At 39.2% G+C, this 18,925-nt stretch carries 13 protein-coding genes; 6 read left to right on the top strand and 7 right to left on the bottom strand.

Annotation, left to right across the window (positions count from 1 at the left end; all coding sequences use genetic code 11):
* Window positions 1-608 precede the first annotated feature (608 nt).
* Window positions 609-1,460, top strand: a complete 852-nt coding sequence (locus ACIQAA_RS25505) for an AEC family transporter (protein ID WP_402625396.1) — start codon at window positions 609-611, stop codon at window positions 1,458-1,460.
* A 198-nt stretch (window positions 1,461-1,658) separates the two neighbouring features.
* Entirely contained in the window at window positions 1,659-2,567 is a 909-nt protein-coding gene (locus tag ACIQAA_RS25500; RefSeq protein WP_402625393.1) for a nuclease-related domain-containing protein, read from the top strand.
* A 511-nt stretch (window positions 2,568-3,078) separates the two neighbouring features.
* Here the strand turns inward: ACIQAA_RS25500 and ACIQAA_RS25495 are convergent.
* Complete coding sequence (locus ACIQAA_RS25495) at window positions 3,079-3,321, bottom strand: YczF family membrane protein (RefSeq protein ID WP_402625390.1); 243 nt, start codon at window positions 3,319-3,321, stop codon at window positions 3,079-3,081.
* 128 nt (window positions 3,322-3,449) lie between these two features.
* Between ACIQAA_RS25495 and ACIQAA_RS25490 the strand changes: the two genes are divergently transcribed.
* Genes ACIQAA_RS25490 through ACIQAA_RS25480 form a run of 3 tightly spaced genes read left to right on the top strand, consistent with a single transcriptional unit; the run spans window position 3,450 to window position 7,417 of the window.
* Window positions 3,450-5,063, top strand: coding sequence for a spore germination protein (locus tag ACIQAA_RS25490; RefSeq protein ID WP_402625407.1), 1,614 nt, complete (start codon window positions 3,450-3,452; stop codon window positions 5,061-5,063).
* Window positions 5,053-6,270 carry a Ger(x)C family spore germination protein gene (locus ACIQAA_RS25485; RefSeq protein WP_402625387.1) on the top strand — a complete coding sequence of 406 codons (1,218 nt, stop codon included), beginning with the start codon at window positions 5,053-5,055 and terminating at the stop codon, window positions 6,268-6,270. Before ACIQAA_RS25490 ends, ACIQAA_RS25485 begins: the two co-directional genes overlap by 11 nt.
* Window positions 6,271-6,304: 34 nt before the next feature.
* Entirely contained in the window at window positions 6,305-7,417 is a 1,113-nt protein-coding gene (locus ACIQAA_RS25480; protein ID WP_402625384.1) for a GerAB/ArcD/ProY family transporter, read from the top strand.
* A 36-nt stretch (window positions 7,418-7,453) separates the two neighbouring features.
* On the opposite strand, the gene ACIQAA_RS25475 is transcribed toward ACIQAA_RS25480, so the two are convergent.
* From ACIQAA_RS25475 to ACIQAA_RS25450, 6 genes are all read right to left on the bottom strand, one after another.
* Window positions 7,454-10,306 carry a leucine-rich repeat domain-containing protein gene (locus tag ACIQAA_RS25475; protein WP_402625381.1) on the bottom strand — a complete coding sequence of 951 codons (2,853 nt, stop codon included), beginning with the start codon at window positions 10,304-10,306 and terminating at the stop codon, window positions 7,454-7,456.
* A gap of 237 nt (window positions 10,307-10,543) precedes the next feature.
* On the bottom strand, window positions 10,544-12,085 hold the full coding sequence (locus tag ACIQAA_RS25470; RefSeq protein ID WP_402625378.1) for a BCCT family transporter: 1,542 nt from the start codon (window positions 12,083-12,085) through the stop codon (window positions 10,544-10,546).
* Between the two features lie 148 nt (window positions 12,086-12,233).
* Window positions 12,234-13,325, bottom strand: a complete 1,092-nt coding sequence (locus ACIQAA_RS25465; RefSeq protein ID WP_402625376.1) for a tartrate dehydrogenase — start codon at window positions 13,323-13,325, stop codon at window positions 12,234-12,236.
* A 109-nt stretch (window positions 13,326-13,434) separates the two neighbouring features.
* Complete coding sequence (locus tag ACIQAA_RS25460; RefSeq protein ID WP_402625373.1) at window positions 13,435-14,886, bottom strand: aldehyde dehydrogenase family protein; 1,452 nt, start codon at window positions 14,884-14,886, stop codon at window positions 13,435-13,437.
* A complete protein-coding gene (locus tag ACIQAA_RS25455) occupies window positions 14,879-15,961 on the bottom strand; it encodes an aromatic ring-hydroxylating oxygenase subunit alpha (protein ID WP_402625370.1) in 1,083 nt (360 codons plus the stop codon). Before ACIQAA_RS25455 ends, ACIQAA_RS25460 begins: the two co-directional genes overlap by 8 nt.
* Before the next feature lie 72 nt (window positions 15,962-16,033).
* A complete protein-coding gene (locus tag ACIQAA_RS25450) occupies window positions 16,034-17,059 on the bottom strand; it encodes an NAD(P)/FAD-dependent oxidoreductase (protein WP_402625367.1) in 1,026 nt (341 codons plus the stop codon).
* A 233-nt stretch (window positions 17,060-17,292) separates the two neighbouring features.
* Between ACIQAA_RS25450 and ACIQAA_RS25445 the strand changes: the two genes are divergently transcribed.
* On the top strand, window positions 17,293-18,666 hold the full coding sequence (locus ACIQAA_RS25445; RefSeq protein ID WP_402625364.1) for a sigma-54 interaction domain-containing protein: 1,374 nt from the start codon (window positions 17,293-17,295) through the stop codon (window positions 18,664-18,666).
* Window positions 18,667-18,925: the final 259 nt, after the last annotated feature.

Here is an 18,925-nt window from a genome sequence, read left to right as displayed (position 1 = left end):
TTGATTAGCTCATTTTGTTACGTTGGCTAGTTTCTATAGAAGAAACTAATATTTTTTGTTGACGTTCTTGTTTGTTTAGTTTTCAAAGAGCAATTTAATTTGTCTTAAGCGACAGTGATATTATCATATCACATCTCTATTATTATTTCAATATAATAATTTAACTTTTTTTGTTCTCACTTTCTACTAGTAAATCCGGCGTTAAAAGCAACTCCTTTATAATAGCACCTTCGATTCACTTATGCAATAGAAAGTTTTCTTTTTTTCGAAATAACATTTCTTCAAAGCCTTTCTTTAGAAAACAATATCAGTTCCTTTTAAGCACCAACATAAAAACCGACTTCATATGAAGTAAACTTACAATAATAATTACTTTGATTAATAAAAATCACGGCATGATTATAGTAATAAAAATCTTATTATGAAGAGAAAATCTATTATAATTAAATAAACAATATGAAGAAACATCTTTTGATATTGTCCTTTTTAGGGCTTAGCAGTAGATGATAGTTTGTTAATTTGAGAGGAAGTTTTTTATGCTATCTGAAATTTTCGCCACGCTTTTTGATGTGATTTTACCACTCTCTTTGCCTGTCATAACAGGGGTCTTGCTTAGTAGGTTTGGGAAGCTGGAAATCAAGCCGCTTTTAAACTTTGCCTTATATTACATAACGCCATTCTTGATTTTTGATACTTTAATGGAGGCGCGCCTGTCGCCTGAGGATGTATATTTAACTCTTGCATATTCCTTGCTAAACTTAGTCTTGCTTGCGGTTGTAGCCAATATGATAGGAAAATTACTCAAACTGCCTGCCAAGGATATAGCCGGGTTAACCTTGATTTCCTCTTTCACCAATGCGGTCAACTATGGAATTCCACTCATGTTGCTTGCCTTTGGTCAGCTGGGGCTCGAAAAGGCATCGGTTTATATTGTAATGCAGATGGTCATGATGCACACGCTGGGAATCTTCTTTGCAGCGCGCTCTCATTTTACAATAAAAAATGCGATTAAATCCGTGTTTGCCCTGCCGGCAATTTATGCTGTATTGCTAGCGATGGTGCTACGCACATTTGATTTAATCCTGCCCGGCGGACTCGCCACCGGAGTTTCCATGATCGCAGAAGCCTACCCACCCATTGTTCTAGCGGTTTTAGGAGCACAAATGGCCAGTGTGAAAACAGAAACGATCACTAGGAATACACGGGTCACCTTTTGGACTGGCATGGGCATGAGATTATTGATTGCACCTCTGATCGCTTTATTATGTTTACATCTATTAGAAATTGAAGGCATTATGTTCTCTACTCTATTAGTATTATCATGTATGCCCGTTGCGATTAACGCAGGCATACTAGCAGAAAAATTTGATGCATCACCAAAAGTGTTAACTAAGACGATTCTTTGGACTACCCTATTATCCTTTTTCATATTACCGGTATTGATTGTTTTGGTTAAGTAGGATCCCGGAAGTTCGGTTACTCCAACGCTTCTGAAGTCCCACTGCTGTCGGTTTTCCTTTCACAAAAAGTCGCTTCGCTATCTAATAGCAAAGCGTCTTTTTTGTGAGTAGAATTGTTAAAAAACATTCAAATTTGCCAAGGGCTATCTTCATAATTTTTATTAAAATAAGCTTAGAGTATATGAAAGGAAGTGGCTTATGTTACTAAAAAGTCGTACTGAATCGAAAGAATTATTGGCTATGCGCTATTTAAACAAAAGGATGGAATTAACTCAGGATGAACAATTTCGTTATTCAAACCTTGAAAAAGGCTATGAAGGGGAACTAAAATTTGACCGATTAGCAGAAAGTCTTCATGAAGAAATATATATCTTAAATGACTTGTTACTTAAAGTTAATAACTCCTACTTTCAAATTGATTCATTACATATTTTACAAGGGGTTATTCACCTATTGGATATAAAAAATTATCAAGGTGATTATTATTTAGAAAATGATAAACTATATGCGGTTTCGTCCGGTCGCGAATATAAGAATCCTCTTGACCAGTTAAAAAGGTGCTCGACTCAATTCCGAATACTCCTTCAAACCCTCAAACTAAATTACCTATTTGAGGCCTCGGTTATCTTTGTTAACCCTGAATTCACCTTATATCAAGCCCCAAGGGACCAACCAATTATTTTTCCAACCCAGGTTAATTGTTTTTTGAGTGAAATAAATAAAACACCTTCTAAGCTAAATGTTGGGCACAAGAAACTCGCCCATACACTAATCTCATTAAACCAAACTAAAAACCCCTTCACGGAATTGCCTGAATACAGTTATGACAAGGTACAGAAAGGAAATTACTGTAGAACCTGCGGGTCTTTTCAGGTTTCTATTAAAAATAATTACTTTGTTTGTGGAAGTTGTGGAGAACATGAAATGATTGAACAAGCTATTTTACGTAATGCAGAAGAATTTAAACTGCTTTTTCCTGATCGAAAGATTACAACCCAAAGCATTTATGATTGGTGCAAGGTGGATTTACATAGGAGGACATTTAGCCGGGCTTTAAAGAAAAACTATACCGCATTTGGAAATACAAGAGATACTTATTATCAATAGCTTTTTTACGAGAGGACTGATTCAGACAGTGTCTATTTTTGGGGGCATTGGACTGTCTGAATACGGCTTGCATTCTGACTGCTCCTGGTTTTTTCGCCTTGGCTCTGTCCGAATGACACCCTCATTCTGACAGCTCCTTGCTTTTTTCACCTCGTCCTGTCTGAATGACACCCGCATTCTGACAGCTACTCGCTTTTTTCGCCTGATCCTGTCCGAATGACACCCGCATTCTGACAGCTCCTTGCTTTTTTCACCTCTTCCTGTCCGAATGACACCCGCATTCTAACAGCTCCTTGCTTTTTTCGCCTCGTCCTGTCCGAATGACACCCGCATTCTGACAGCTACTCGCTTTTTTCGCCTCGTCCTGTCCGAATGACACCCGCATTCTGACAGCTACTCGCTTTTTTTTCCCTAGCCTGTCCGAATGACACCCGCATTCTGACAGCTCCTCCCCTTTTTGCGCCTCACCCTGTCCAAATAAGACGTGTAATCTCCTGTTTTCCTATAATACCTACTCTAAAAGCTTCGACAGTTTCCTGCTTATCCTTTTATTAACCAAACTATAAAGTTTCTTTATAAAATAAATGACGATTAGAAAAACAAATACGAAGTATTCAGGAACTTCCATGACGCGAAAAGGGCTTATGGCATTACGCCAAGCGGTTTTCATTTCAAAGCCCAACAAGAGGTCAATACCAAAGGAACAACTTATTAATATGGCTAGCATCCCTATTGTAATACCGATTATTTTCATTCTCTTATCACCTTTCAATTTATAATTCCTCATTCTTTATGAAATTGCTCTGGTACTTTCTAGAAAATGAAGAATACCTTTTCAATATTAGTGGAAAATAATAAAAAAGCAGGAAAGGTTTAGTGACGATGTCTCTATTTTCCCTATCCAAAAAATTAAAAAAATTAAAACTGCAAAAGAAACAGGCTCAACAAACCGGTCAGTCACCCAAAGCAATTCATAGCTCTTTACAAGATCAAATAAATTATATTAAAGAAAAAACAGGGAATAGCATTGATGTTGTCATCCGAAAATTACAGCTTGGGGATGGCAAAAGTGCAGCGGTTGTTTTCGTAGAAGGAATTTCAGATAGTAAGTCAATTAATGATTTTCTGATTGAATCCATTATGAATAATCGTCACGTTCACAACAGCCAGCCTATTTTTGAGATCCTTTTAAAAGAGGTAGTAGCGCTGGGTGATGTAAAAGAAATTACGGATTGGGACAACTTGTACCTATCCTTAATGTCTGGCGAGAGTATTGTACTGGTTGATGGTGCACAAAAAGCCCTTAGTGCCAGCACCAGAGGCGGGGAGCAGCGTTCCATTCAAGAACCTGGGAGCCAAGTAACGGTTCGGGGGCCGAGAGATGGTTTTACCGAATCCATTCGTACCAATACCGCTTTGATTCGCAGACGTATTCAAAACCCCGATTTATGGCTGGAAAATATGAAGATTGGCAGAGTCACGAAAACGGATGTTTCCATTATGTATATAAAAGGCATTGCAAAGGATGAAATTGTTGAGGAAGTTCGGAATCGATTAAAAAGCATTGAAATTGACAGTATTCTTGAATCAGGTTATATCGAACAGCTTATTGAAGACCAGGCATTGACGACATTTCCAACCCTCTATCATACGGAAAGACCGGATATGGTTGCTGGGAATCTCCTCGAGGGAAGGGTTGCGATCATTGTTAATGGAACCCCTTTTGTCCTTATTGCACCGGCAGTTTTTATCCAATTTTTTCAGTCGGTAGAAGATTATTATGGCCGGGCTGATATTGCAACTGCACTGCGCTTCTTAAGGATTTTAATATTCCTTATCTCGATTATCGCACCAGCTACTTATATTGCGATTACAACTTTTCATCAGGAAATGATACCGACACAGCTGTTAGTTGCAATTGCAGCCCAGAGGGAAGCAGTCCCTTTTCCGGCATTGGTCGAAGCACTGATCATGGAAGTTGCTTTTGAAATCCTCCGTGAAGCAGGAGTAAGGATGCCTAGAGCAGTAGGTTCAGCCATTTCAATTGTTGGTGCGCTGGTTATTGGTCAGGCAGCCGTTCAGGCAGGGATTGTTTCCCCTGCTATGGTCATAGTTGTAGCTATAACTGCCATTGCCAATTTTGCAACTCCAGCTTTTGCAGTCGCCATCTCTGCCCGTCTCATTCGCTTTGGATTTATGTTTGCAGCTGCAACTTTCGGTTTTTATGGAATCATTTTGGGTGTTATCATTCTTGCCGTACATTTATGCAGCCTTCGGTCTTTTGGAGTACCTTATTTAACCCCAATGGCCCCCCTTATCTTAGCTAACATAGGCGATTCAATTATCCGTTTGCCACTTTGGGCACAAAAAAAACGTCCAAGAACTATTAGCAGCGATAACGAGAATCGGGTAGGCGATAATCAGAAACCCACACCACCTGAAAGCAGGGGGATGGTCAACTCTGAGATAGAAAAAGGTGACCCGGATGAGAAATAAGCGATTATTGCATTTATTGATAATTTTAGGAAACATCCTCCTTTTATCAGGTTGTTGGAGTAAAAAGGAATTAACCGACTTGGCTATTGTTGCTGCCATTGGAATAGACAGGAATGAAGAAGGCAGATATGTTGGCACATTGCAAATTATCAATCCAGGTAACGTTGCAGGCGGTATGCAAGGCGGCGGCGGCGGGAGTCAAGGACCACCCGTTTCCGTCGTTACGGGAACAGGAGATAGTATTGTGGAGTTAAGCAGAAGGACATCCCGTAAATTGTCAAGAACACTGTATTATGCGCATACAAATTTAGTTGTCATTGGTGAAGATCTTGCAAAAGAGGAATCCATCAGCACCATTCTTGATCCACTAGAACGTGATGCGGAATTCCGGAGTACAGCAATCATTGTGATCGCCCAGGGAACGAAAGCTTCCGATATTGTTAAAGTGTTGACAGCAATTGATAAAATCCCATCAAATAAAATAATCAAAACGTTAAAATTTACTGAAAAGACTTGGGGAGAAAATCTCTCTGTTAATGTGCAGGATGCGATAAAGACACTTGTCTCACCTGGTAAGGAACTGGTTGTTTCGGGATTTCGTTTAAGCGGAGATGTTAATAAAGGGAAAAAAATCGAAAATACTCAGCAAACAGAACCCTCTTCTTTACTTTACGCAGGTAGTCTTGCGATATTTAAAAGCGGGAAGTTAAACGATTGGATCGATGGTGAGACTGCAAGAGGGTCTGTATTCCTCCTCGACAAATTAAAAGCAACTGCACTTGCTATAAAGTGGGAAGGAAAAGACGAGGCTATAATATATGAATTAATCAGACAAAAAACAAAGGTAATGGCAAAAATGGAAAAAGGAAAGCCCCGCGTTTCAATTGAGGTTCAGGCGGAGGGAAATATAGGTGAGACAAGGGTGCCCACAGACCTTACTAATCCTGATGTTCTTTTAAAAATAGAAAAAGCAATTGAAAAGGAAATTAAAAAAGAGATTTCTATGGCTGTGAAGCAGGCCCAAAAAAATAAATCCGATATTTTTGGTTTTGGAGATGCACTTCATCGAACAAACCCTAAGGAATGGGAAAAAATGGCCTCTAAATGGAACGATGTTTATTTTCCAGAAGTTAAAACAGAAATAGTAGTGGATGCCTTTATTCGTCGAACAGGATTACGTAACAAGCCCCACCAAGTTAATAAGTAATAATCAAATAAGATGAAAAGGATGTGACAAAAGCGTGGAAAAGGCAAAAATAAGCTTATACCAGCTTTTTGTCCTAATCTTGTTATTTGAACTGGGCAGTGCAATTTTGGTACCCCTGGCAATTGATGCCAAACAGGATGCCTGGCTGGCCATTCTCTTTGGATTGTTAGGGGGGCTATTCTTATTCTGGGTAAATTTCCGTTTATTTCTTTATTATCCAGAGTTAGTCCCCCCGGAATATATGCAAAAGCTGCTTGGAAAAATAGTAGGTACAATCCTTGCCTTTTGTTATATTATTTTTTTTATGTATACGGCAGCCAGAGTACTTCGCGATTTTGGTGAGATGCTCCTGACCTTTGCCTATCTTGAAACTCCCTTATTTATTGTAAATGCCTTACTGATGCTGGTTATTATTTATGCTGTTAGCAAAGGTATTGAGGTTGTGGCAAGAACGGGAGAATTATTTTTTGTTTTTATCTATTTTCTAGCTATTACTGGTTTTATTCTGATTATCTTTTCTGGGCTCATTGATATAAATAATTTAAAACCTATACTAGAGCATGGCATTTTTCCTATAGCCAGAGTAGTATTCACTCAAACCTTATATGTTCCATTCGGTGAAGCCATTGTTTTTTCAATGATTTTCCCCTATGTAACAAAAACAAAAAGAAAAAGTGCGAAAAAAATAGGTTTATTTGCAATAGGGCTGAGCGGAATTAACCTTGCTATTACTATGGCGATAAATATTGGAGTATTGGGTGTTGACCTTACTGCCCGCTCACAATTTCCGCTTTTAAGTACCATTCAAAGCATACAAGTAGCAGAATTTCTCGAACGTCTTGATGTTTTTTTTATGATATCTACCGTCATCTGTATTTTTTTTAAGGTAAGCATATATTTTTATGCTGCCGTTGCAAGTACTGCGGTCATATTTAAGATAAAAGAACCTTCAAGTTTAACCTATCCCATAGGAATGGTTATTTTATTCATGTCTGTTACAATCGCAAGTAGCTATGCTGAGCATTTAAAGGAAGGGTTGAAATTTGTTACAAGCTATTTGAGCCCGTTCTTCTTTATTGTTATTCCCTTACTGCTCTTAGGGATTGCCTTTTTAAAAAACCGAAAAAGTAGTAATCAAAAAATATAAGGACAAGGGGTTAAAACCCCTTGTCCTTATTTCTGACTATTTATTTGCTACTTTTCTCCGATTTACAGCAAAGAAGGTTGCTCCTACCGCAACTAAACCAAATCCAAGTATTAACAAGTTAAAACTGTTTGTTGCTGTGTTTGGCAGATTCAGTCCAGGTTCTTGCGTTACTTTAACAACTGGAGTTGAACCATTTTCGATTTCTTTACCTGGAATAGATGGAGCTTTCACTCCATCCCCAACTGTTCCCTCACCTGGTTTCTCAGTATCCCCTGGAGCAGGATTTTCCTGAACAGCAGCTGTCGTAACAACAGTAGTTCCATAAATAAAACTTTCCGAGTTCTCACTTATTCCTAAAACCTCAATCTTATATTCTGTTTCCGCTTCAAGATCAGTCAAGGTATAAGAAGAATCAGTTAAATCAATCGCCACTTCTTCCCCATCTACTAGGACATAGAAGAGGTAATCCTGTACGCCGTTTTGCGGAACGGGTCCCCAGCTAATCTCAATCGTACTTTCCGTTACTTGATTGACGGAAATGTCCAGATATTCATACATGACGATGACCCCATTGTCTTCTAACGTCTGAATCACAGATCGTGTTTCAGACCCTTCCGTTAAATCAAGTAGATTATTCATAATTAAGACGTATTGTAAATTCTCTAATTCTAGCAGACTTGAAATATCGTCAATTTCGTTATACCCAATGTTAAGAAATTCAATATTTAAGTTCGCTAACGGACCAATATCGTTTACCTTATTTTCTTGCAAAGACAAAAGGGTAAGCTTTGAAAATTGAGATAGGATACTAATATCTACTATTTCATTGCCATCAAGCATTAACGATTCTAAATTTGTTAATGCTGCCAGCCCAGAAATGTCTGACAGTTTATTATTGCTTAGCGATAAATGAACTAAATTCGATAATCCAGCTATTGGCTCAAAATTGCGAATGGCGTTGGAGTCCAATAACAATTCCTGCAGATTAACAGCTAACTCTAAACCTTCAAGCTCCTCAATTCCCCGATCGCTCGCATCTAAGCTTATCAGAATGGTCATATCACTCTCGTAAAGGTCACGGGAGTAAATATGCAAAGCATCACGTACTGCCTCTTCTAAAGCCGGGTCCTTAAATGAAATCACTTCCCCCTCTGGTACAGGTGGTGTCGTCAAATAGTTATAGGCACTGGCCCAAACATTACCAGATTCATCAACAGCTTCTACCGTAATCTCATATTCTGTCATCGGCTCAAGATCCGTCACCTCATAACCATTCTCTTCAACTGGTATTTCTGCCACTAACTCACCATTTAGATAAAGATTATAAGCGCTCAGAAAATCAGTAACGCCAGGAAAATTAAATTCAAAATGAATCGAGGATTCCGTTACATCCTGAATCGAAATTTCAAAGTTTTCTAACAGCCACTCAACTGAAACCCCAGCTGTAATTAGTTTTTTCAACACCTCAGCATCTTCGGAACCTTTTCTAAAATCAAGACCTTCATTACCGATTAACGTCACATAAGTGAGATTCGGTAATTCGTTCAGGACAAGAATATCTTCAATTTGGTTAAAAGATAAAAACAAAGATTCGAGGTTTTGCAAGTTTTTCAAGTCATCAAGACTCGTAATCAAATTCTCATCCAAATCCAGAGACGCTAGATTCATAAGGTTCGCAAGCGGTGATAGATCTTCAATTTGATTACCATATAACATAAGACTTGTAAGATTAACAGCATACTCAATGCCTGTTAAATCACTAATGTCTGAATAGCTGGCATCTAAATCAGTCAATTTTTCCATATCATCCGTATAAATGTCACGGTGCTGGATTTTCAATTGATTAGCAATTGCATTTTTTAGATTTTCATCTGCAAAAACAACAACCTCACCTAAAGGAGGAGCTAACGTCGTAACATCTGCGGTTACCGTCTCGCTTGTTCCATCCTTATAGACGTACTCTACTTTTACCTGATAGGACGTTTCAGCTAATAATCCTGAAAACGTATAAGAAGTACTATAGGGTTCGGTAATTTCTTCAACTAGCTCGTCATTTAAGTAGACAAGATATTTTTCTACTGCTTCGGGATCAACAGACTCTCCCCAGCTAATTGAAATCGACTGCTCCGTTGTTCCTGCAACTTCCAGGAACTTTTTAATAACTAGTTTTTCATCAGGGAACACCATTTCTATTGGGTTTGTTACATAATCTTTCCCACTCTCAATCGTGAACGCAGCCGTAATTTCTTCTTCTGTGGAGTAGTTTTGAGTATTTATAGTGTAGGCTCCAATAGGAAGTTCAATATCACGGGATTCAGACTCGTATTCTACAAAAAATCCTTCATCATCTAAATAACCATAATAAGCGATTTCGGAACCTTCTTCACCGACGATTGAAAAATCAAATCCTGATGGAATCGTACCCAGATCCGTAACCACTTTGATATTTGTCGTCACGACATCTGACTCAGGGTTCACTAGTACATTATTTTGCTGCTCTTCTGCTTGTCCAACAAAAGTATGTTCTACTGGTGCACTTATTACTTTTTCCCCAGTGGAAAGGGATCCCGTGATTTCGTATTTATATAGGGTATTCTTTTCTACATATTGATCTTCATAGGAGTACCTTGTGACATTGTCCTCTGAAGATTCTAATGGTGCCGGCTCTATATCCAGCACTTCACCATTTTTTATTAATTGGTAGTTTGTAAGTTCTTGTCCCTCATCGTTCACCACTTCCCACACAAGAACCGTGGACTCTTTTTTCTCTGTCACGTCTAGTATTTGCAACCCTGCCGCAGCATAAGTCTTCAAACTAGTAAACGGGCTAAACAAAGAAAATAATAATACTAGAACGATCGAGAGATTCGTCCATTTTCGATTATGCAAACTGCATCCTCCTTAGGTATAAAAGTTTTACTAACAAAATAATTATATACTGTCTTGCAGGACATTTGGTATAATATATTTCTAAATTTTTACATATTTCGCTATCCTAAATATAAGTGCTGACATAAATACTTTCGCCTGATGTGTATGAAACTATTTTTCTCTGAAGACGATTAATGTAAAAAGAACTCGTCCTGTCGACGAGTTCCCCGTAAATGTTGGTGCTTCTATCCATCGTTACGCTTTCTTCGAGATAACCTTATTCTTTACAGTGACTGGTTGTTGATTTTTCGCTGACATGATTTTCAGTTCGTTTGTCAGCCCTTTATAGGTGGAGTAACACATAAATAGCATTAGAATTGCTAGTGGTATCGACGTTGCCACGAGGGCTGATTGCAGTCCCGACAAACCACCTGTCACAATTAATACAGAGGAAACTGCCGCGATGATGACGCCCCAAATAATTTTTGTCGAATGAGAAGGATTAGGATTACCGTTTTCACTAATCATACCAAGTACAAAAATAGCTGAATCCGCGGATGTAATAAAGAAAATAAGGACCAGAACCATAGCTAGAATACTTAAGAATGTACTCATCGGGAAGTATTCAAAGAATTTAAATAGAGCAGAGGTCACATCCGACGAAACAGCATTTGCGATGGCTGTTTGGCCCTGATTTTGGATTAGATCAATGGCCGATCCTCCCATAACAGCAAACCACAAGAAGGAACCAAGAACGGGTATAAAGATAGCCCCCATCATAAATTCTTTTATCGTTCGCCCTTTAGAAATCCTCGCCACAAAACTTCCTACAAGCGGTGCCCAAGCAATCCACCAGCCAAAATAAAATAGTGTCCAGCTTCCGATCCATGATCCATCACTGTATGGCTCCGTTCTGAATGACATACCGATAAAGTTTTGGGCATAATCCCCAATTCCTTGTAAAAAGATTTTTAAGATTGATTGAGTTGGTCCAAGTACCAGCATAAAAGCTAATAGAAGAAAAGCTAAAGCCATATTTAAATTAGATAGGTGTTTCATGCCGCTTTGCAGCCCTGAAACAGATGATCCAAGATAGAGTGCCGTGACGACAACAATGATGATTACCTGAGTGAGAAACCCTACCGGAATACCCCATAGATAGTTCATCCCGCTATTGACTTGCAACGTTCCAAAGCCTAGAGACGTAGCAATTCCAATTACGATAGAAAGAGTAACAATGATATCAATAAACTTGCCAAACCTGCCATTAATTTTATCTCCTACTAACGGGTGAAAGGTCGAACTTAAGGAAGAAGGCAGTTTTTTTCTAAATTGGAAGAACGCTAATGAAACTCCTACAACGGCATAACATGCCCAGGCGGAAACACCCCAGTGCAGATAGACAAATTGCATCGCCAGCTTTGCCGATTGTTCGGACGAAGCCTTTCCGAACGGAGGATCAATATAATAAGATACAGGTTCTGCAACTCCCCAAAACACAAGACTAATGCCGATAGAAGCACTGAATAGCATGGCAATCCAGGTACTCGTTTTAAATTCAGGGCGATCGGTGTCATCACCTAACCGAATGTGACCAAACCTCGACAAGCCAATATGCATACAAAAAGCAAAGAAGAGAAAGACACTGCCTAGAATAAACCAGCCTAAATTATTATAGATGAAACCAAGGGATGAGTTGGAGAAATTCTCCAACTGTTTCGGCGCAAAAATACCAACACTTATTAAGGCTAAGCTTATAGCCAATGAGAAATGGAATACGGTTTTCTTACCCTTCATACAAACACTCCTTTTTTAATAGAAAGATTGGGATTCCACATGTAAGCGATTTCTAAATGCGGTAAAAAAAACGTAAACATAAACAGATTTTAAAGAATAGTCTGACATCATATGGAGGAAAGCTCCTTCCTTTGAATCTCGTCCATTATTAAACTTTTAAGCTATTGGATTGAACAGTAGATTCAATGATTTCAATAATCTTGTCAGCTACTTCAGACGTCGAGGCAGTTCCACTCATATCCGGTGTTAGTACTTGTCCTTCTTCCAAAAGCTGTTCAATCGCTTCAAGCACCATCTTTCCATATGCTTCATAGCCGAAAAAGTCGAGCATTTGACTCGCTGACCAAATGGCTGCTAAAGGATTCGCAATCCCTCGTCCCGCAATGTCAGGAGCAGAACCATGAATAGGCTCAAACATAGATGGATAGTCTCTTTCAGGATTAATATTTGCCCCTGCAGCAAGTCCAATTCCTCCAGCAATCGCAGCACCTAAATCAGTCAAAATGTCACCAAATAAGTTGGATGTGACAACTACTTCAAATCGCTTCGGATCTTTTATCATCAACATTGCCGCTGCATCGACAAGGTAAGATGCCGTTTTCACTTCAGGATACTCAGCACTAACTTCTTCAAAAACTTGATCCCAAAAAACCATTGAATAATTCAATGCGTTTCCCTTCGATATACTCGTGAGGGACCTTCCTTCTTTTTTAGCCGTTTCAAATGCATAACGGATAATCCGCTCTGTTCCCTTTCTGGAAAATACACTGTTTTGTAAAACCACTTCGTGATCTTGCCCTTTAAACAGCCAATCTCCAGCACCGGAATATTCCCCTTCACTGTTTTCACGGATGAACAGCATATTGATATCTTCGCGTTTCACATCGCTTAAGGCCGTTTTTGCCCCTTTTAATAACGTCACGGGACGTATATTCACATATTGATCAAAGCTTTTTCGAATTTTCAACAACAAGTCCCACAGAGATATGTGGTCAGGGACACCGGGAAAACCAACCGCTCCTAAGTATATCGCGTCAAACTCTTTTAACTGCTCAATGCCATCATCATGCATCATTTTTCCATGTTTTGAATAAAATTCACAGCCCCATGGAAAATAAGTGAAGTTGAATTGGAAGGTTGAATCGATGCTAGCCACTTTATTTAAAACCTTGATCCCCTCGTTAATAACTTCGGGCCCAACACCGTCACCTGCAATTACCGCAATTTTTAGTATTCTCACAATAGATAACTCCCTTTTTTATGATCATAGAAATTTATACATTCAGCCTTGATAATTGTACAGCGCAAGCAGCCCATCAGCCTTGCAAAGGAAGCTTGCGCTTATTTTATCAACTATGGTTCCAGACAATCAACTTCATTTCGGTCATTTCTTCCACTGCATACTTTATACCTTCACGGCCAGTACCACTTTCTTTTACACCGCCGTATGGCATTTGATCAACACGGAATGTTGGTATGTCATTTATTATAACTCCACCTACATGTAATTCTTGTGAGGCAAAAAGAGCATTTTTGACACTATTCGTGTAAATACCAGCCTGAAGTCCAAAGCGGGAGTTATTGACTTCTTTAATCGCTTCCTCTACGGAACTTACTTTATTCACAACAACAACCGGTGCAAAAGCTTCCTGACAAGATACCTTTAAATCGTGATCCGCATCGGTAATAATCGTTGGCTCAAGAATACCGTCCGTAAGCTTTCCACCTGTGGTGATATTGGCAGTGCTGCCTTCTGTTTCGTTAATCCATCCTAATACACGTTCAGCTTCTCCTTTTGAAATTAATGCTGAAATATAGGTTTCCGGATCCAATGGATCACCAATTTTCAATTGCTTCGTTGCTGCGGTAAATTTCGATACAAATTCTTCATAAACTTCTTCATGGGCATAAACGCGCTGTAAGGAAATACACACCTGTCCTTGGTTAGAGAAAGCACCGAGGATACAACGATCGATAATGTTATCAATAGTAATGTCTTTATCTATAATTAATGCAGAATTAGAACCTAGCTCCAATGTCGTCTTTTTTAGTCCAGCTTTACTGCGTATACCAATCCCTACACTCGGGCTCCCCGTAAAGGTAACCATGTTCACTCGATCATCTTCCACAATAGCATCTCCTACTATACCACCTGGTCCCGTTACAACATTTAAAGCACCGGCTGGAAGACCTGCCTCAAGAAAGAGTTCAGCAATAAAAAGCGCGGACAGCGGTGTCTGTGATGCAGGTTTTAATACAATAGTGTTTCCTGCTGCAATTGCCGGCCCTACTTTATGAGCGACAAGGTTCATCGGAAAATTAAAGGGCGTGATGGCTCCAATCACTCCAATCGGTTCTCTTACTGTATATCCAAATCGGCCCACACCGCCTGTGGCTGCATCGAAAGGAATCGTTTCACCATGAATTCGTTTTGCTTCTTCAGCTGCAAACTTATACGTTTCAATGGTTCTTGCCACTTCTGCCTTGGAGAACATAATCGGTTTTGCGGATTCCCGCGTAATAATCTCGGCAGCTTCATCTTCCTTTTCTTTTAAAAGCGAAACAACCTTTTCCAAAATCTCAGCACGCTTATAGGCTTGCATTTTTGCCATCACTTCGCGTGCGTTGTAGGCAGCACCGATTGCTTCTTTCGTAAGCTCTCTATCTGCCATCGCAATTTGGGCTATTTCCTCTCCAGAATACGGGGAGCGAAGTGGTGCATATTTTGTTGGTTCTACTTTTTGACCATTGATGATTAGGGACTGTTTCGTCGTCGTTAATTCACTGACATTTTTACTCATTGAGGGCCTCCAATACCATTTCATGAAATTGTAAAATCGCTTTTTCTGAGGATGAATATCTGCCATTAGTAAATGCACGGGAACGGAAGCCAATTTGCTCCAGCTCTACAAGCTCAATATCTTCCTGGCGAACCTGCTCCGCAAATGCAACTAGGTCTTTTTCTTCCTGAGTCAAGTTTTCATCACGAAAATAATAGGTATAAACAGCCAAGGATGTTTCGTGATCAATTGGTATCATTTGAATGGTAGCCATATTACCAGGACCCGGATAAATGGTCACCATTAAATTCGGCCACAGCCAATAGAATGACCCGCCTTGCATTTCTGCTTCATCTAGATTAACCGAACCATATTTTTTATCTGGTTTTACAACTGTACCTTGGATCGAATAATTGTCACATGTAATGATTTGATAATCATTCATATCAAGGGCTGCAACAAAACCTGGGTGGGCAACATGGCAATGGTCACATTCTAGATAGTTGTCGATATAAGCCTTCCAGTTTGCTTTCACCACACGTGTTCTTTGGTGAGTTCGTTTTAACTCACTTAAGAATGGGAACTTGCTTAATTTTTCAAAGAAATCACCAAACGATTCGCTTAACGGCTTTGCGTGATCATCAAGATTCACGAAAATCAATGACTCCATAATACCGATGGAGACAGAGCGTAAACAGGCATCCTTCACACAAGCAGCGTCTTCCCCTCGAAAATTAGGAGCTTTGTTCAACTGACCATCAAGCTTGAAAGTCCATCCATGATACCCGCATTGCAGGATTTTCTTGTTACCAGCCTCTGTTCTTTCAAGCTTGGTCGCACGATGGGGACATACATTGTAAAAAGCACGAATCACTTCATCTTTTCCGCGGTTTACAATAATCGGCTCTCCTGCTACATCAACAGTAAAAAAGTCCCCCGGTTTTTCTACCTGGCTAACATGTCCCACTAGTTGCCATGATTTTGAAAAAACAAGATCCATCTCTTTTTCCAAAACTTTAGGGTCTGTATATTTGTCATAAGACAAGGTTCTTTCAAATGTACGATTCGTTGCATTTTGCACTTGGTTATAAGCCATCATTTTTTCCCCCAATAATAGAATGGTATATTTTTTGCTATTAAACTTTTAAATTCTACAATCAGTAGAAACTTAAAAATAAACAGCTTCACTGCTTTTATCTTTTTTTTCCATAAGGCTCGTACTGTGAAGCGGCTGTACTTTCGAATTGGGATCCAGGTAGACCTTAGCGTTACTGACTGCTGTCGGTGCTTCACCAAAACCGCTGGCAATCAGCTTTACCTTTCCTTTATACGTACAAATATCCCCTGCAGCATAAATGCCTTGTATATTTGTTTCCATTTTGGAATTGACAACGATCGAATTACCTTCGATCTCCAAACCCCAGTCTTTTATCGGGCCCAGCGAGGAGACAAATCCGTAATTGACAAAGACATCATCTATCTCAATTTCCCTTGTCTCACCACTGTTCGCTTCTGTCAAAACCACCTTTTCTACCTTGTTTTCTCCTATTAGTTCGACCGGTACATACGGCGTTAAAACCTCTACTTTTGATTTTTTCAATAATTCAACACTGTGTTCATGGGCACGGAACTTATCTCTCCTATGAATGAGCGATACTCTTTCTGCTATTGGTTCAAGCATTAACGCCCAATCAACCGCAGAATCACCACCCCCAAATACAGCAACCCTTCGTCCAGAAAATTTACTTAGGTCCTGAACGAAATAATGGATATTAGCGCTTTCAAATTTTCCTTCGCCCGGTAATTTCAGCTTCCGTGGCTGGAATGCACCATTTCCAGCCGTAATAATGACTGCTTTCGTAAAATGAGTTCCTTTGTCCGTTAAGAGCGCAAAAGACTGATCTGAAAGACGGGTGATACTTTCAACTGATTCCTCTAAGCAAACAGTTGGTTCAAACTGATTCATCTGCGTCATCAAATTTTCAATGAGCTCGCCTGCTCTCACCTTTGGAAGCCCAGCAATATCATAAATATATTTCTCAGGGTACAACGCAGACAATTGTCCACCTAATTGTGGAAGACTTTCTATTACTTTTACGGAAGCTTGGCGCATTCCCGCATAGAAGGCAGTAAATAAACCAACTGGCCCCCCGCCGATAATGGTAATATCAAATGTTTCTAGCTGCTCTCCCATATCTTCCCTCCCATTTGTTTTGTGGTAAACTTGCACCATTCACCAACTAAACAAAATAATAAATGACTCATACCTTTTCTAATGCAAGTACTGTGCCAATGTTGTTAAATCAGTAAATAGGCAGAAAATTAGGTAAAATTTGCTGAATAGCATGAATAAATGAGTTAAAATTAACTCATTATCCATTACTTTGAAGCAAAAATAACTCACTTTCATAAAGAGAGGGCTTTCCAATGAAAATATCGAATCACACAGGCAATGTTGAAATGACTGTTCAAACTCTATTAAAAATTCTTGATCACTCCTCTGACGAGATCTTCGTCCTTGATGGCGAAAAGCGAATTCTTTATGTTAACCAGGTTTGCGAAAAGCACTATGGGCTTAAACCAACAGATGTTATTGGAAAATTTAATGTTGAATTGTTTGAAAAAGGGTATTGGAAGCCTTCGATTGTACCCGAGGTTTACAGGAGAAAAGTGCCATGTTACATGAGGCAGGTTACGAATATTGGAGCGGAGTTAATGACGTCCGCAGTTCCTATATTGAACGAAAAAGGAGAAATTGACCTCGTTGTAATCACATCAACTCAGGTAGAAACGATAAAAATGATGAAGGCGAAAGAAGAGAATGGTGAGTCAAAAACCACTCACAAGTCGAATGATGATGCTCATATCGTAACAAATAGCGGCAAGATTAAGAGTATCTTAGAGTTTTGCAAAAAAGTCGCACCGACAGATTCAAATATTCTAATTCTAGGAGAATCCGGAACAGGGAAAAGCGTGCTGGCTCAATATATCCATAAAATGAGTCGACGAATTAATGGACCATTTCTAGCCATCAACTGTGCGGCCATTCCTGAGGAGTTATTAGAGTCAGAGCTGTTTGGTTATGCAAAAGGGGCCTTTACCGGTGCAAGTAAATTGGGAAAAGAAGGACTAATCGAGGCCGCAAATGGCGGTACCTTATTTTTAGATGAGATTGGGGAAATGCCTCTATCTGTGCAAGCAAAACTTCTACAGGTTATTCAGGAAAAACAGTTTATCCCTGTCGGAAGTAATAAAATAAAAAAAGTGGACATTCGGATTATGGCAGCAACCAATAAAAACTTATCTGATATGGTGAAAGACAAAGCATTTCGCGAAGATTTATTTTACCGTTTGAATGTGATTGATATTCATTTACCGCCGTTGTCTGAAAGAAAAGAGGATATTGTTCCACTCGTTTACAACTTTTTAAATAAATTTAATCAAAAATATAATCAAAATAAAGTGATATCCGATGAGTGCCTGAACATTCTTATTCACTATTCCTGGCCCGGTAATATACGACAGCTCGAAAATTTAATGGAACGTTTAGTGATTGTGAGTAACTCTATTATTCAGCTGGCTGATTTACCAGATATCATCAATGAAAGTGTCGGACAGGTTACTCAACTTGCTCTTCCAAACTCATTGGATAAAGCTCTAGATGAAACGAAGAGAACCCTTGTCAGGAGATCCTATCAAACGTATAAATCTTCTAGAAAGGTAGCAAACGACCTCGGCATTAGCCAAACGAAAGCATCCAACATGATCAGAAAATATTGCTCAGATTTATTAAACGGATAAGAAGTTTTTTAGTGTAAAAAGTGTAAAGCCTAGAAACTTTACACTTTTATACCCCCATTTTCTTCCAACAATTAGCATGTCCTCAAAAAAATAAAATTTCTCCAATAAATTTTAAATTTGCTCCGTCTACTATATGAAAGGGAGACGCAAATGGGTCATGTAAATTTGCAACAGCCGTCATACACCACCGTTATTAAAGCAAGGGGTATCCCGGCAACCTCTCTTTATATATGAAACAGGCAACCATCTTCAAAACAGT

The sequence above is a fragment of the Neobacillus sp. NPDC093182 genome (assembly GCF_044754045.1).
Note: the sequence above shows the minus strand (reverse complement) of the source record. Positions and strands in the feature narration are given on the sequence as shown.

Bases quoted from the DNA above. Each gene is read 5' to 3' on its own strand.
- ACIQAA_RS25500 (WP_402625393.1), top strand. From the start codon at position 1,659: ATGTTACTAAAAAGTCGTACTGAATCGAAAGAATTATTGGCTATGCGC.
- ACIQAA_RS25495 (WP_402625390.1), bottom strand. From the start codon at position 3,321: ATGAAAATAATCGGTATTACAATAGGGATGCTAGCCATATTAATAAGT.
- ACIQAA_RS25490 (WP_402625407.1), top strand. From the start codon at position 3,450: ATGTCTCTATTTTCCCTATCCAAAAAATTAAAAAAATTAAAACTGCAA.
- ACIQAA_RS25485 (WP_402625387.1), top strand. From the start codon at position 5,053: ATGAGAAATAAGCGATTATTGCATTTATTGATAATTTTAGGAAACATC.
- ACIQAA_RS25470 (WP_402625378.1), bottom strand. From the start codon at position 12,085: ATGAAGGGTAAGAAAACCGTATTCCATTTCTCATTGGCTATAAGCTTA.
- ACIQAA_RS25460 (WP_402625373.1), bottom strand. From the start codon at position 14,886: ATGAGTAAAAATGTCAGTGAATTAACGACGACGAAACAGTCCCTAATC.
- ACIQAA_RS25455 (WP_402625370.1), bottom strand. From the start codon at position 15,961: ATGGCTTATAACCAAGTGCAAAATGCAACGAATCGTACATTTGAAAGA.
- ACIQAA_RS25450 (WP_402625367.1), bottom strand. From the start codon at position 17,059: ATGGGAGAGCAGCTAGAAACATTTGATATTACCATTATCGGCGGGGGG.
- ACIQAA_RS25445 (WP_402625364.1), top strand. From the start codon at position 17,293: ATGAAAATATCGAATCACACAGGCAATGTTGAAATGACTGTTCAAACT.